The organism is Ammoniphilus soli, from assembly GCF_040813775.1.
The window spans coordinates 166,396-180,635 of sequence record NZ_JBEGDL010000003.1 but is presented as its reverse complement, the minus strand read 5'-3'; the positions used below and the strand labels follow the sequence as shown (position 1 = coordinate 180,635).

16 protein-coding genes are annotated in these 14,240 nt (G+C 46.7%); 4 read left to right on the top strand and 12 right to left on the bottom strand.

From position 1 onward, the window contains the following. Positions 1 to 32 precede the first annotated feature (32 nt). Together purU and ABLT31_RS08380 are read left to right on the top strand one after the other, a co-directional pair. The gene (purU, locus tag ABLT31_RS08385; protein ID WP_367750643.1) at positions 33 to 905 is read left to right on the top strand and encodes a formyltetrahydrofolate deformylase; all 873 of its coding nucleotides are present in this window, start codon (positions 33 to 35) and stop codon (positions 903 to 905) included. Between the two features lie 64 nt (positions 906 to 969). Continuing rightward, complete coding sequence (locus ABLT31_RS08380; protein WP_367750641.1) at positions 970 to 1,908, top strand: lytic transglycosylase domain-containing protein; 939 nt, start codon at positions 970 to 972, stop codon at positions 1,906 to 1,908. A 48-nt stretch (positions 1,909 to 1,956) separates the two neighbouring features. On the opposite strand, the gene ABLT31_RS08375 is transcribed toward ABLT31_RS08380, so the two are convergent. From ABLT31_RS08375 to ABLT31_RS08350, 6 genes are all read right to left on the bottom strand, one after another. Then, positions 1,957 to 3,075 carry a deoxyribonuclease IV gene (locus tag ABLT31_RS08375; RefSeq protein ID WP_367750640.1) on the bottom strand — a complete coding sequence of 373 codons (1,119 nt, stop codon included), beginning with the start codon at positions 3,073 to 3,075 and terminating at the stop codon, positions 1,957 to 1,959. A gap of 115 nt (positions 3,076 to 3,190) precedes the next feature. After that, positions 3,191 to 3,403, bottom strand: coding sequence for a hypothetical protein (locus ABLT31_RS08370; protein WP_367750638.1), 213 nt, complete (start codon positions 3,401 to 3,403; stop codon positions 3,191 to 3,193). Between the two features lie 52 nt (positions 3,404 to 3,455). After that, positions 3,456 to 4,127, bottom strand: a complete 672-nt coding sequence (queC, locus tag ABLT31_RS08365) for a 7-cyano-7-deazaguanine synthase QueC (RefSeq protein ID WP_367750636.1) — start codon at positions 4,125 to 4,127, stop codon at positions 3,456 to 3,458. A 4-nt stretch (positions 4,128 to 4,131) separates the two neighbouring features. After that, positions 4,132 to 4,830, bottom strand: coding sequence for a 7-carboxy-7-deazaguanine synthase QueE (locus tag ABLT31_RS08360; RefSeq protein ID WP_367750634.1), 699 nt, complete (start codon positions 4,828 to 4,830; stop codon positions 4,132 to 4,134). Next, positions 4,830 to 5,297, bottom strand: a complete 468-nt coding sequence (queD, locus tag ABLT31_RS08355; protein ID WP_367750632.1) for a 6-carboxytetrahydropterin synthase QueD — start codon at positions 5,295 to 5,297, stop codon at positions 4,830 to 4,832. The genes ABLT31_RS08360 and queD overlap by 1 nt, the downstream gene beginning before the upstream one ends. A gap of 159 nt (positions 5,298 to 5,456) precedes the next feature. Then, positions 5,457 to 6,479: an NADH:flavin oxidoreductase/NADH oxidase gene (locus ABLT31_RS08350; protein WP_367750630.1), complete on the bottom strand. Its 1,023-nt coding sequence runs from the start codon at positions 6,477 to 6,479 to the stop codon at positions 5,457 to 5,459. Between the two features lie 111 nt (positions 6,480 to 6,590). Between ABLT31_RS08350 and ABLT31_RS08345 the strand changes: the two genes are divergently transcribed. After that, positions 6,591 to 7,727 (top strand): alanine racemase, encoded by a 1,137-nt coding sequence (locus tag ABLT31_RS08345; RefSeq protein WP_367750628.1) that lies wholly within the window; start codon positions 6,591 to 6,593, stop codon positions 7,725 to 7,727. Here the strand turns inward: ABLT31_RS08345 and ABLT31_RS08340 are convergent. After that, positions 7,669 to 8,232 (bottom strand): enoyl-CoA hydratase/isomerase family protein, encoded by a 564-nt coding sequence (locus ABLT31_RS08340; RefSeq protein WP_367750626.1) that lies wholly within the window; start codon positions 8,230 to 8,232, stop codon positions 7,669 to 7,671. The genes ABLT31_RS08345 and ABLT31_RS08340 overlap by 59 nt on opposite strands. Positions 8,233 to 8,354: 122 nt before the next feature. Between ABLT31_RS08340 and ABLT31_RS08335 the strand changes: the two genes are divergently transcribed. Next, complete coding sequence (locus ABLT31_RS08335) at positions 8,355 to 8,927, top strand: class I SAM-dependent methyltransferase (RefSeq protein WP_367750624.1); 573 nt, start codon at positions 8,355 to 8,357, stop codon at positions 8,925 to 8,927. Here the strand turns inward: ABLT31_RS08335 and ABLT31_RS08330 are convergent. The 5 genes from ABLT31_RS08330 to ABLT31_RS08310 all read right to left on the bottom strand — a co-directional run bounded on the left by ABLT31_RS08330 (position 8,894) and on the right by ABLT31_RS08310 (position 14,228). Then, the gene (locus tag ABLT31_RS08330) at positions 8,894 to 9,823 is read right to left on the bottom strand and encodes an aminoglycoside adenylyltransferase domain-containing protein (protein WP_367750621.1); all 930 of its coding nucleotides are present in this window, start codon (positions 9,821 to 9,823) and stop codon (positions 8,894 to 8,896) included. The two genes, ABLT31_RS08335 and ABLT31_RS08330, sit on opposite strands and share 34 nt — an antisense overlap. A gap of 158 nt (positions 9,824 to 9,981) precedes the next feature. Next, positions 9,982 to 11,079: a 3-phosphoserine/phosphohydroxythreonine transaminase gene (gene serC / locus ABLT31_RS08325; RefSeq protein WP_367750619.1), complete on the bottom strand. Its 1,098-nt coding sequence runs from the start codon at positions 11,077 to 11,079 to the stop codon at positions 9,982 to 9,984. Positions 11,080 to 11,220: 141 nt separating this feature from the next. Next, a complete protein-coding gene (locus ABLT31_RS08320; protein WP_367750617.1) occupies positions 11,221 to 12,111 on the bottom strand; it encodes a metal ABC transporter permease in 891 nt (296 codons plus the stop codon). Next, positions 12,111 to 13,466 carry a metal ABC transporter permease gene (locus ABLT31_RS08315; RefSeq protein ID WP_367750616.1) on the bottom strand — a complete coding sequence of 452 codons (1,356 nt, stop codon included), beginning with the start codon at positions 13,464 to 13,466 and terminating at the stop codon, positions 12,111 to 12,113. The genes ABLT31_RS08320 and ABLT31_RS08315 overlap by 1 nt, the downstream gene beginning before the upstream one ends. A 9-nt stretch (positions 13,467 to 13,475) precedes the next feature. Then, a complete protein-coding gene (locus tag ABLT31_RS08310; protein WP_367750614.1) occupies positions 13,476 to 14,228 on the bottom strand; it encodes a metal ABC transporter ATP-binding protein in 753 nt (250 codons plus the stop codon). Positions 14,229 to 14,240: the final 12 nt, after the last annotated feature.

Below are 14,240 nucleotides of genomic sequence, written 5' to 3'. Positions count from 1 at the left end.
AACTCAAGGGTATTTAGGATGGAGGAAGTCAAATGAGGAAATGGAATATGAATGAAAATCGAGCAAGATTGCTCATATCCTGTATAGATCGACCCGGCATAGTTGCCGCGGTTTCTCAATTTCTATTAGAACGTGGGGCCAATATTGTTCAATCGGACCAGTATACAACCGATCCTGAGAAAGGAATGTTCTTCATGAGGATCGTATTTGACCTGAATGATTTTGATCGTTCCCTTGCTCAGATTGAAGAAGATTTTGCCTCAGTGGCTAACCAATTTGAAATGAACTGGAAATTCTCTGCTGAAAAGCGAATCAAAAGAATGGCCATTTTTGTTTCGAAAGAAGATCACTGCCTAATGGAGCTTTTATGGCGATGGAAGGCCGGCGAGCTGCCAGTGGATATCTCCATGGTCATCAGCAACTACGAAGATTCAAGGGAAGTGGTGGAATCTTATGGCATTCCTTACTTCTGTGTTCCCGTTACTCCAGGGACAAAAAAGGATGCTGAACAGAAGGCTTTATATTTGATGAAGGATAAGGTGGATTTCATCGTGCTGGCTCGCTATATGCAAATCCTCTCCTCGGAATTTGTTAGCCATTATCCTCATCGAATTATCAATATTCACCATTCCTTCCTCCCTGCATTCATTGGGGCCAATCCCTACAAGCGAGCTTTTGATCGCGGGGTGAAGCTTATTGGGGCCACTTCCCATTATGTAACGGACGACTTGGATGAAGGACCGATTATTGAGCAGGACGTCCTTCGCGTAAATCATCGCTACACGGTGGAGCAGTTGAAGGTTGTAGGCCGCCAGGCAGAAAGAATTGCTTTAGCAAAAGCGGTGTCCTGGCATATTGAAGATAAAGTGCTGGTTTATGAAAACAAAACGGTAGTCTTTGATTAAGAGCCGTAGAGACATCCCTTTGGTTTCGCGGTAATTTAAAAAAGAGATTAAAGGGGGAGACGGAATGACAATGGGAGTTTCCGGAATATCAAGCAATATACAGCCGATCCAATCCAGTGGTTTGAAGGCGGAGAGTCCTGCAAGGGAGAAAACGAGCACCCCCTCGTTTCAAGACATGGTGGACAAGCATCTAGATGAAATTGCCCGAGCTCAAGTCGCTTTTAACCAATACCGGAAACAAGGGCGGCACGATCTGGCCCAAGGAGCCCATCAATGGGCCCAGAAGCAGCGAGTGACCTTGCAGCAGCTAGGCGTTCAGCCTGATTCGTATCAAGCGGGTGTGGATTTGTCCCCCCGATTTACTAGCCAATTTCCACTGGAGGCCTCAACAGCCTATGATCCATCTGTACAAGGAAGAGTGATGCAGGCGGGTCATCAATTGTGGGCGAGTAAGATGAAACAGGCTTATCATCTAAACGTTCCTGCTGATTCCGATCCGCAAGTCATGCAACCCGTTGCCAATCCAGAGCCTAGTATGCAATCCCCTAAGACGGAACAGAAGCCCCTTGCTCAAGCGGGGCCATTAAATACTGCCCCACCCAAAGTGAAGGATTATATCGAAAGGGTGGCAAAAGAAGTTGACATAGACCCCCACTTGCTTGCTGCGATCGCTCACAACGAATCCGGCTTCCGATTGGGTGCAAGAAGTTCTGCGGGTGCCATTGGCCTGTTTCAGTTAATGCCCAGCACAGCTAAGGAACTAGGTGTTAATCCGCATGATCCATACCAGAATGTATTAGGCGGAGCCAAGTATATCAAAGATAAAATAAACAAATACAATGGGGATCTGAAGCTGGCGCTGGCAGCTTATAATGCTGGTCCGGGGAATGTAGACCGCGCGATTAAGAAAGCGGGGAACGTAACGGATTGGGAAACGGTGCAGAATTATTTGCCTAGGGAAACCCAGCGTTACGTCCCTAAAGTTTTAGGTTCGTATATATGAGAGAGGGGCTCTTTCGAGCAACCCTCTCTCTTTTTTTCTGTATGAGTCTTATTGTTTATCAGCCTGGGCAAGCCAGCCTATGATCCTGTGGTTCGTCTGCTCTTCCGTCAAGCTGTCAGGGAAAACCTGATGCTCTGTGACCAAATCATATAACCGTTCAATGGGCTCTCTGGCATCTTCTTTCTTTTTCTTTTTATCCTGCAGGTCAGACCACACGCTCTGGACCGTTTCATAGGGGTGTAATTCCTGCTTAGTGAAAAAATGGGAAAGCCGTTCCACATCCTCCAGATAGCTTGTCCCGAACCGCTCTTCCACGCTGTTGGTGAGGAGAGCGATTTCGGCTTCGTACATCGGGCGCACCTGATTTTTATCCTTCCCGATCCATGGGGTTTCCAATATGACAGGTTTACCTTGTGCGGCTTGATGATGGACGATATTTTTTAACGCCCCATACCCAATTAGGCCTGAACCTACCGGAGCATGGCGGTCTTTTCCGGCCCCTCGAAAATTTTTACTGTCATTGATATGAAAGACAGCAAGCCGATCAAGCCCAATTAACCGATCGAATTCCTCCATGACTTGATCAAATTCATGCACAATATCATAGCCTGCATCGTGGGTGTGGCAAGTATCGAAACAAACGCTAAGCTTATCGTTATATTTTACTTTTTCTATGATCGCGGCGAGCTCCTCAAACTTCCTTCCAATTTCTGTTCCTTTTCCAGCCATGGTTTCTAAGGCAATATGTACGTCTTGTTCCGGCTCTAACACCTCATTTAGCCCTTCGGCAATGCGCTGGATCCCATAAGCAGGGTCCTTGTCCGTATAAGCACCGGGGTGCAAAACAATCTGTTTGACTCCAATATAAGCTGTGCGCTTGATCTCTTCGCGCAGGAAATTGACCGCAAGCTCAAAGGTGTCATCCTTGTAAGAGGCAAGATTAATGATATACGGAGCGTGAACGACAATGTCCGATGGCAAGATGCCATACTGCTCCATCAAAGATTTTCCTTCTTCGATGTACAGGTCTTCCATGGGCTTGCGTCGGGTGTTTTGAGGTGCGCCAGTATAAATCATAAAGGAGGTGGCGCCATAAGTTAAAGCTTCCTCCGTGGCATTGAGCAGTCCCGTCTTTGAAAATGAAACATGTGAGCCAATTTTCAGCAAATCCTCCTCACTCCTTCTTTTAATTTCTTACTGTGGTGAACATCCCTTTATATTAACAAATCTAGGGCGATTTAAACAAGAAAGCCACAAGACCGTTCGGCCTTGTGGCGTATAACTAAAACTCAGGAAGACCAGCTAGGTTGTTGCCCTCCATGTGCTGCATCGCATCGATGACCCAAGAGCCATCTGCATGGATTTCAGATAATGAATCAAGTTCTCCTGTGCGGGCGAGCTGCTCTGCTTCCTCTATGGTAATCACCGTGTCTTTATCCGTTAAAAAGTGGGTAATTTTTCCCTCTTGATTTTTGCGTACTGCAACAAGCTTCATACCAAGGGTCCACCTCCTGTCTGTCAGGTTTAGTATGACCCAAAATATTCTGTTACATATAGTCAATCGGATCCTTTTGCCCTGCTTCCTCAAATCCTTTTAGCCGCAACTGGCAGCTATCGCAGGTACCGCAAGCCTTCTCTCCGCCTCGGTAGCAGGAGGTCGTCAAGTGATAAGGAACATTTAAGGAAATCCCCAGCTGAATGGTTTCGGCTTTCGACAAATGAGTTAAAGGGGCAATAATGCGCAAGTTTCCATTTTTAACCCCTGCTTGAGTAGCTAGGTTTATGGTTTCAGTCATGGAGCGGATAAATTCGGGACGGCAGTCAGGATACCCGCTGTAATCTACTGCACTGACTCCAATATATATAGCCTCAGCCCCCACTACTTCCGCATAGGCTGCAGCCAAAGAAAGGAAAATCATATTCCTTGCTGGAACATAAGTGACAGGGATCTCGTCTGTTCCCGTATAATCCGGAACATCGATGGAGGTATCCGTAAGGGCGCTCCCCCCGATCTGTCCAAGGAATCGAAGATCCACGATATTATGCCTGGGGACCTGATAATGGGAGGCCACTTTTTTAGCCTGCTCTACTTCATGTTTGTGGCGTTGTCCGTAATCAAAGGTAAGGGGGTAGCAAATATATCCATCCCGTTCCGCAATCCCCATGCACGTGGTACTATCCAAACCGCCACTGAGAATAATGACAGCTTTTTTCGTCATGTGCCTACACTCCTTTCGTATCCGGATGCCAGATGTATTTATGGGTTTGCAAACTTAATTTGGCCTGTTTATAGGGGGATTCCAGCATCATCTTGACCAGCTCAGCGGGAGCAAGTGCTTCCCAGACCGGACTAAAAAGAATCTGCCCTTGCCTATAGCAGTGCTTGATCACGACTGAAGCCTCTCTGAACTCTTCCTCATTGGCAATGACAAACTTAATTTCATCGCAGGGTTGCAGGCAGAGGAAGTTAGCCATGATCATCCTTTCAGTTTCCCCGCTTGAAGTAAGCTTGTAGTCCAAGATAAATCGCATTTTTTCTCCAACCTGCCGAGTGGACTTTCTGAGCTCATGGAAGGAGTTTAGATCCACGGCGCCGTTGGTTTCAATATGAATATCCTCCACAAAGGGGAGTTCAGCAAGAGCCTCGATCAGAGCCATCGATTTGGCCCCGTGCATGAGCGGCTCCCCTCCAGTCAAACAGATGGAGGGATTTTGATACTTTTTCACTTCGTTCACTATCTCTTCGATGGTAGCGTAGAATTCAGGCGGATGAGGTGCATAGCTGTACTTGGTATCACACCACGTGCAGCGGAGATTGCAATTGTATAGACGCACAAAGGTGGTCAGAAACCCCGCTTGAAGTCCTTCTCCTTCCACCGTCTCAAAGATTTCTACCATCGGCAATCGCATCGTTTGTTCCATTAGTCCGCCATCCATTCCCGCTTCAGATAAGCGTAGCTGGTTGGGGTCTCATACAAGGTGATCTCCTCGATCCGAAGGCTCTCGCTATTCATTTCCGATAAGGCAATGTCCAGCTGCTCCCAGATCCAAACGATCATATTTTCAGCTGTCGTGTTCATCGCCGGCAGCACTTCATTCAAATACTGGTGATCAAGCTTTGCTTCGATCCGTTCCTTAAAGATTTTCTTGATCTCCCCAAAATCAACCACGATTCCAATGGAATTAACAAAACCGCTGAAATGGATGACCGCTTTATACGTATGTCCATGCAGATTTACACATTTTCCGTCATACGCATGAAGATGATGGGCAGCATCAAACGTAAATTCCTTAACGACACCTACCCGTCGATGATGATATTTCAATTGTTCAAATGAAATGTCTTCGCCTAGTTTTTGCACCCGTGTGGGGATTTTATATTGAGACATAATGCCCTCCTCTGGAGAAAATAAAAGCTCCCATACATCATCATATGGGAGCGGGATCGCTTTTTATTTTCTCTCCCTAGTTTTTTTGTTTGAGTGGCGGGAATTACGAACACTCGTTTATTACTATAACATAATCGACGGTTCGGGGATAGCCATTATCTAATAAGCTCTTTCGTAAGCTTTGGGCGTCAGCGGTTTGCCTTCTAAGAGCAATGATGCTTCATTTGCCCAAAAAGGATTTCTAAGCATGCCGCGGCCTACAGCTACAAGATCTGCCTGATTATTTCCGATAATGGATTCCGCTAGCTGGGCACTGTCTAATCTTCCTACAGCGATGACAGGAACGTCCGCTTCCCTCCTGATTCGCTCCGCTAAGGGAACCTGATAGCCAGGGTGAGCGCCTGGGCGCCCAGAGGAACCAATAGGCCCTTCACCGCCAGAGGAGATGTGGAAAAGATCCACTCCTGCATTTCGATAACGTTTAGCCATTTCCACGGCATAGTCGACTTGATATCCTCCATCCACATACTCGGCAGCCGATATACGCATGATGAGCGGCATGTCCTTGGGCATGACGTCTTTCGCGGCACGTATGACTTCTTCCCCAAAAAGAAACTTGTCCTGACCATACTTGTCCGAGCGTTTGTTTGTATAGGCGGAGGAAAATTGGTGGATGAGATAGCCGTGGGCCCCATGGAGTTCTACCGTATCCACTCCAGCTTGAATAGCCCTTGCAACACCTGCCTGAAAGCTTTTGACCATCTTTTCCACCTCTTTGGTTGTTAGCTCATGGGGCATTGTAAACCGCTCGTTAAAAGCAATGGGGGAGCATGAAACAGGGAGCGGGGCATCTTGTGCCTTTCTTCCGGCATGGCCGATCTGAATGGCTACTTTCGCTCCATATTTATGACATTCTTCAATGATTTGCCGGAAAGCCGGGATATGCTCATCACTCCAGATGCCCAGGCACTGATCCGAAATGCGTCCGCGATCCTCGACATTCGTCATTTCAATGATAATTAAACCGGTTCCCCCGATGGCACGGCTTGTATAGTGGACATAGTGCCATTCCGTTGGCATCCCATCTTTCTCTAGCGCAGAATACTGGCACATCGGAGGCATGACAATACGGTTTTTCAACTCTAAATTTTTAAGAACGAAAGGCTCAAGCAGTTTAGACATGGCAAAATCTCCTCCAAACGAGTTTATGTACATGAATTATCATAACTGATCCAATCCATGTAGGTCGAGCGTTTAACTAGCGGAAAAGCGGTATGGTACAATAAGGTAAAAATGAACCGAAAGGATCGTGTGATGAGAAAAAATTGGCTTCATGCGGATATTGAAACACCTGCTGTACTGGTTCACGAGAGCATTCTAAAACAAAACATCGCAAGTATGGCAGCATTCTCTAAGGCGAACGGGGTGGATCTTCGTCCCCATATCAAGACTCATAAGCTCATTCCAATTGCTCGCATGCAGCTTGAAGCTGGAGCTATCGGTATCACTACCGCTAAATTGGGGGAAGCCGAAGTGATGGCTGAGCATGGCATTACAGACATTCTCATTGCCTATCCCATGGTAGGGAAAGGCAAGCTGGAACGCCTAGAGAAGTTGATGAATAGAGCGAAGGCGGTAACGGTACTAGACGGATTGGAGCAGGCCCAGGCGCTTTCCCAATTTGCCGTCGACCGCGGAATCCGCTTTAGGGTTTTGTTAGAAATTGATACGGGTCTGAAGCGATGCGGGGTCCAGCCTTTCCAAGAGGCCTTAGGCGTTTATCGTGAACTTGCCAAAATTCCAGGGATCTGCCTGAATGGAATCCTCACTCATGCAGGGCATGCGTATGGGGCTTCCGGAGCTGAACAAGTTAGGAAAATTGCTCAAGAAGAAGGTTCAACGATGGTAGAAACTGCGGCTCTTCTCCGCAAGAACGGGTTTGAGGTCTCAGCCGTCAGCGTCGGGGCTACTCCCACGGTTCGCATCTCGGGACAAGTTCAAGGGGTCACGGAAATACGCCCTGGCAACTATGTATTTAATGACCTGACTCAGGTTCGCTTAGGTGCAGCAACTGAAGAACAATGCGCCCTGCGCGTCGCAGCTCGGGTTGTAAGCCAACCCACGAGCGACCGTCTCATTATTGATGCAGGGGCTAAAACCTTGGCCCTCGATCAGGGGGCCCATGGAACCTCCGGGGTTTCAGGCTTTGGGCGAGTGATAGGACATCCTGAGATCACGATAGCCCGGTTATCCGAGGAACACGGGATCCTGCAGGTTCACGGCGCTACTTCACTCCGAGTGGGAGACATCATTGAGATTATTCCTAATCATAGCTGCCCTGTCGTCAATTTGACAGATCAAGTATTTGTAGTTAGCGAGGGCAAGATCGTTGATGTCTGGAAAGTGGATGCTCGGGGAAAGTCATCTTAAGGGATGACCTCCCTTTCTCCCTACTAAAGATCACTAAGGGATTGCCCTTTGTTCCCCATGAAAATGTAAAGTAGGAGTCAACGAGTTCTTTGCTTACCTCTTCGATGGAGCCTGGATTCCAACGCGGTTGGCGGTCCTTATTCACGACGACCGCTCTTACCCCTTCATGAAAATCATGACTGACCATGAAATTCATCCCCAGGTTCAGCTCCATCTGGAAGCATTCACCTAGAGTCAGCTGGCGCCCCCGCTTTAATTGCTCTAAGGCAATCTTTAGAGACGTAGGAGACTTTTCTTGAAGGGCTCTCTCCTTCTCCTCCGCCCAAGCATTTCCTTGACTGGCGGACCGTTTTAGGGAATGAATAATTTCTTCGATTATTCGCTTTGGATCCAGGGTGGTAACCATTTCAAACGACAAGGCATTTAACGCTCGAGGGCGGTTTAACGTAATCCATCCGATTCCGCTTCTGATATCGGTTAGAACATGGGATTCAGCAACTGCCATAGACTCTCCCCCTTTTTCTTTCTGTTAAAAGCTTATTTCCAAATCTTTCTTTTGGGGATTCAGTTAAAGTATAGTAGAATTAAGCGTTTGCATCAATGATTAAAGGGTAAGGAGGAGAAATCATGGCTGAGCGGGATCGACTTAAATGGAATGCTAAATATCAAGATAAAGTACAAGGGGATGCTCCGGCTGCCAATGACACATTGCGCAGCTTATCCTCCTATCTCGTTGGAGGAATGTGCCTTGATGTAGCTTGCGGTTTAGGCGGAAACAGTCTTTATTTAGCGAAGCATGGATATCAGGTCATTTCCCTCGACGTTTCGGATGTGGCTGTATCTTATCTGCAACAGAAAGCGAAGCAGGACAACTTGCCCATCACAGCCAGTCAAGTAGATTTAGATAAGGCCTCACTGCCCCCAGAGCTCTATGATTTAGTCGTCGTTACTTACTTTTTGGATCGTCAACTATATAAATCCCTAAAAAGCGTGGTAAAGGAAGGGGGCTTCATCTTTTTTGAGACCTTCTATGAAGCTGCTGGAACAAACGAACACATGAATTCCAGGTTTAAGTTGAAGCCCTTTGAATTGCAGGATTTGTTTAGAGAATGGAAAATCCTTCAGTTCATTCAAGACGAACAAAAGGGAATTCAAAGCGTATTCGCTCAGAAAAGGTCAGCCGATTTGGAAAGCAACTGATGCAAGCCCACTCGAATTTCCCTAAATGTTTCATCATATTGAACATGATGAGGAAAGATGGGCGGATCCGGAACAACATGGTTAACCCCTAAATGCTTAAAATATTCTTTCCAGAAATACGAAACCATTTTTGGAGCTTTCTCATATATAGCAAAGACCTTTTTGGGACTCATGGATTGAGGATCAATACGGTAACGGGCAAGAGAAAGAAAATCTGCACGAAAGGGGGTATATTTTTGGGCATACCATTTGGCTGCGCGGGATTTCGTCAGGATCATATCGGTTTGAAGATTATATAGATAACGCGGGAACGATAGGATAATGCTTATCTCATCATCTATTGGAGAAGATTGGTGAAATTGGGGCTGCAATGGGGATGTCGTGGAATATGTCTCCAGCACTCGAAGAAAAGTACCCAGCTCCCGGATTTGATAATCCTTGGCCAACTGAGGAAAAAGGGGTATAATGTTTTCTCCTTTTAACGTTTTTCCGTGATTCAGCAAGGTGTGTAGCTCCATGCCGTCGATAGGCATTCCCTGGGATGGACGTATGCCTTTCTTGCTGATTGTCCAGGAAGTCCCATGACCTGTCTGCAGGAGGTCTCGCTCGAATACATTAATCCACAATTTCTCACCGAATGGGTGTTTTTGGGCGAGACCATTCCACAGGTTGGACAGATCCTGTAGATCCCTATGCGTGAGTTGGTGCATCACAACGACAAGATCAATATCGCTATATGGCAGAGAAAATTCTTTCAGGACGATTCCCCCATGGAGAATCGTGGACACGTGGTTGTCTTCGAATTGCCGGGCAATTTCATTTCCCACCTTCTTAAGAAATGAAGCTAATTTCTTGGGTTGTTGAATCATTGCGGTACTTCCCTTCTCTACAGGCATCTGCTAGAAAAAGAGAGTTGCCGGCACGCAGCAACTCTCCTTCCCTTTCCTTACCATAGGATATAGCCCTTAACCCCAATTGGTGCATGATTTTATTTTGTGCAAGAGGAAAGGGTATCCCCTAAAAGCTCGGCTCTTAGAGGATACCCTCTTCTCTTTTAACCATTTACCTTTTGAAACTGAACCATAAATTCACTGAACGCTTTACAGGACTCATACGGTACAGCGTTGTACGTAGATGCACGGCAGCCGCCAACAGAACGATGGCCATTTACTCCCACGAATCCTTCTTTCTTCGCTTCAGCTAGGAATTTTTTCTCTAGCTCTTCATCGCTTAAACGGAAGGTAATGTTCATCAAAGAACGGCTGTTCAATTCCGCATGGCCTACATAGAAACCTTGGCTGGCATCAATCACGTCGTAGATCAGAGCCGCTTTTTCCTGGTTAAGTTTAGCGATCTGCTCCAATCCGCCGATTTCCTTGACCCAATTCAACACTTCGCCGAGCATGTAAATTCCAAACGTCGGAGGCGTGTTATATAGCGAGTTGTTCTTCGCATAGGTGCTATAACGAAGCATGGTTGGAATATTCTTGTTGGCTTTTTCAATTATGTCTTTACGGACTATAACTACCGTTACGCCAGAAGGTCCAAGGTTCTTTTGGGCTCCAGCATAAATCAAAGCAAACTTGCTTACATCAAATGGCTTGGAAAAAATGTCGCTGGACATATCGGCAACCAATGGAACGTCTCCCGTATCCGGAAATTCATTCCACTGGGTACCATAGATTGTGTTGTTGGAAGTGATGTGTATATAAGCATCGGTCGGATCGTAGCGAAGCTCATCTACGGTCGGAATTCTGCGATACTTTTCTCCCTTGGTGCTGGCCGCTTCATAAGGTTGGCCGAACAATTTGGCTTCTTCGATGGCCTTCTCAGACCAAGATCCTGTCATGACATAAGCAGCACGCTTGTCCTGCTGTAAAAAGTTCATAGGAACCATGCTGAATTGCAAGCTTGCCCCCCCTTGAAGGAATAGGACTTCATAATCGTCAGGGATGGAAAGCAGGGATTTCAAGGTAGCGATAGCTTGATTGTGCACCTCTTCAAAAGCAGCGCTTCGATGGCTCAATTCCATTACAGACATCCCATTGCCACGGAAGTCGACAAGTTCCTCTTGCGCTTTTTGCAGTACGGATAAGGGTAAAGCAGATGGGCCAGCATTAAAATTATGGGCGCGTTTAATTTGATCTTTCACGTCTCTCACTCCTACATTTCTTTACATTAATTTCGTATTGCTAAATCTCCAAAATTGTTTATGTGAATTATCTTACCACCACTTGATAGGAAAAGGAAAGAAAAAATAGGAATCTTTTAGACCCCTATTCATTCTTGCTTATTATTGTTTTATAGTATGTTCACTTTGCAGCCTTTTGTATGACAGCCATTTGGAAATGACTCCCTGCCGAGGGGAAAAGAAAAACGACAATATGAAGAGCAGCAAGGAAAAAACCGTGATGGACCCAGATATGGAAACGTCCCAAAGCACAGCCAAGAAGTAACCTCCAAAAGAGGCTAGCGTTCCCAAAAAGATGCTAAGCAGCAGCATACTGCTCAAGCGATCGGTCAATAAGAAGGCGGTCGCTCCCGGGATAACCAGCATGGCAACGACCAGGATCGCACCTACACTCTCAAAAGCAGCTACAGTATTCATTGAAACCAGCCCCATAAGCAGGTAATGCAGCCAAAGGACCGGAATGCCGAGGGCCGTTGCCAACTGCGGATCAAAGGAAGCCAGCTTAATTTCCTTGTAAAAGACCCCTATAAGCAAGAGGGTTAGAATGAACACGCCCCCCATCATCCATACCGCTCTTGGCATTTCAATCCCGGCGAGCGTGATGAGCTCCCAGGGCGCATAGGCGATTTCTCCATACAACACATGCTGCAGATCGAGGTGAACTTTGGAGGTAAAGAGAGACACGAGCACGACTCCGATGGAAAACAATGCAGTAAACGTAACACCGATGGCCGCATCCGACTGAACCCCGCTGTTATGCAGAGTCTGGATAAACAACGCGGTCAGCAGTCCTACTACGGTGGCCCCGGCAAGCATAATGATGCCATCCATGCTTTGACTAATGAGGAAGGCGAGAACGATACCCGGAAGGATAGCATGGCTGATGGCATCCCCGAGCATTGCCATCTTTCTCAGAATCAAAAAACATCCGACAAATCCGCAGGAGGAAGCAACTAAAGCTCCGATGAGGATAATCCAAGCTCCGTGGCTCATTATATATCTCCTCCTTTCGAGGGGGCGCCTTTATAGTAATCCCTATACTTTTTATCTACCCGATACTCCACGTGCGGAATGAGCCGGGGTTTTCGGTTGTGATCCACAAGATAATGCTGAAGCTCCTGCAGGACTTCATCGTCAACCTGATCTTGTATGTTGCCCGTCTCATGGTTGATGTGCAGGGAGCTATACTGTGCTTGATTCATCAGGAACATTTCATAGAGCCGATGGTTCAGTGTGATAGTATAAGCTTCTTGATGTCCTTTTTCTGTAAGCGACCATTTCGAGCCCGATGATCTGACATGGCCTGAACGGTTTAAGATGGAAAGTCCTTTTTGGAACACCCGGCCATTCTGGGGTCTGAGCTTTTGCAATTCTAGGGGCGTGTAGCCCTCTTGCCAAGGCTTATCTGCCAAATAATCTTTTTCGCTCAAGTCATATAGGGATTGGAGAATATTTTCCAGCATAATCTTTTTTCGTAATTTCATGTGCCGGAGCCCTTTGGCAGCCAATCCTCTTTTTGGGGCGAGCAGAAGAGAAATCAAAAACATCGTTGTTGCCGCAAGCACAATGACCGGGCCGGTTGGCAAGTTAGGAGTTAAAGCACTAAAAATGGTTCCCAGAACTCCAGAGAGGGCTCCGAAGATCCCTGAGAGGATGACCATGTGGTTAAGCTTTTCTGTCCAATATCTTGCCGCTACGGAGGGAATGATCAACATGGCTGCCATGAGAACAACGCCCACTGCCTGCAAACCAATGACCACAGCTAAAACGATCATCAGCATCAGGAGGGTATTTAACGCTCCCATGGGCAATCCGATGCCTTTTCCGAATTGCGGGTCAAAGCAAAGAAGCTTAAGTTCCTTAAATAAAAGGAACGTGACGGTTACGAGTAACAGTGCAACCAAACTGATGACCTGCACATCTGTGCCTACTAAAGATGCGGCCTTACCGAAAAGAAAGGCATCTAGTCCGCTTTGGTTGGCATTTCCCGATTGAGATATCTTCGTTAGTAAAACAATCCCAATACCGAAGAATCCGGTAAGGATAATCGCCATGGCCGTATCTGGCTTGATCTTCGTATAAGATGAAATCTGCCCGATGCATAAAGCGCCTAGCAACCCCGCAAGCGTAGCCCCAATCATAAACAAACCGATTGATTTAGAGCCATACATCATGTAGGCTAGACAAATGCCGGGAAGTGCAGCGTGGGCAACGGCATCTCCCATCAGGCTGTACTTTTTAAAAAGGGCAAAACACCCCAATACCCCACTGCTTAATCCAAGAAGCAAGCATCCGGTGATCACCCACTGGGCATTCGGATCCTGGAAAAGATTGATCAGAAATTCCATGTTTTATCCCTACCCTTGTGCAAAGGCCTTCATGCCATCACTGATCAAGTTGAGGCGGCCTCCATAAGTTTTTTGCAGATTCTCAGGAGTAAACACTTCTTCGGTTGGGCCAAATGCAATTTTTCTCAAATTAATGAGCAGGACCCAATCAAAATATTCCTTTACAGTCTGCAAGTCGTGATGTACAACCAAAACCGTCTTTCCTTGTGCTTTCAGTTCATTGAGCAAGGAAATAATCGCTTTTTCCGTGGCCGCATCTACTCCTACGAATGGTTCATCCATAAAGTATACTTTTGCATCCTGAGCTAAGGCCCTAGCTAAGAAAACCCGCTGTTGCTGGCCGCCGGAAAGCTGACTGATCTGCCTGTCAGTAAAGTCCGCCATCCCTACCTTTTCGAGGCAAGATAAAGCAATTTCTCGGTCGCTGGATCTAAGCCATTTCAACATGCCGACATGACCATATCTACCCATCATGACAACATCCAAGGCATTGGTTGGAAAATCCCAGTCGACAGACTCCCTTTGAGGAACATACCCAACCAGTTTTCGCTGGCTATGATAAGGCTTCCCGTAGATCTCAACAGAACCGGAAGCCAATGGGACTAAGCCGAGAGTTCCTTTAATTAAGGTGGATTTGCCGGCCCCGTTAGGGCCGACAATTCCGATTAGCTTACCTTCAGGTGCCTCAAAGCTTACTTCCCGCAATACGGGTTTTTTATGATAGGCGATCGTCATATTTTCAATAGAAACAGCTGCTTTCATCTTTTCTCCTCC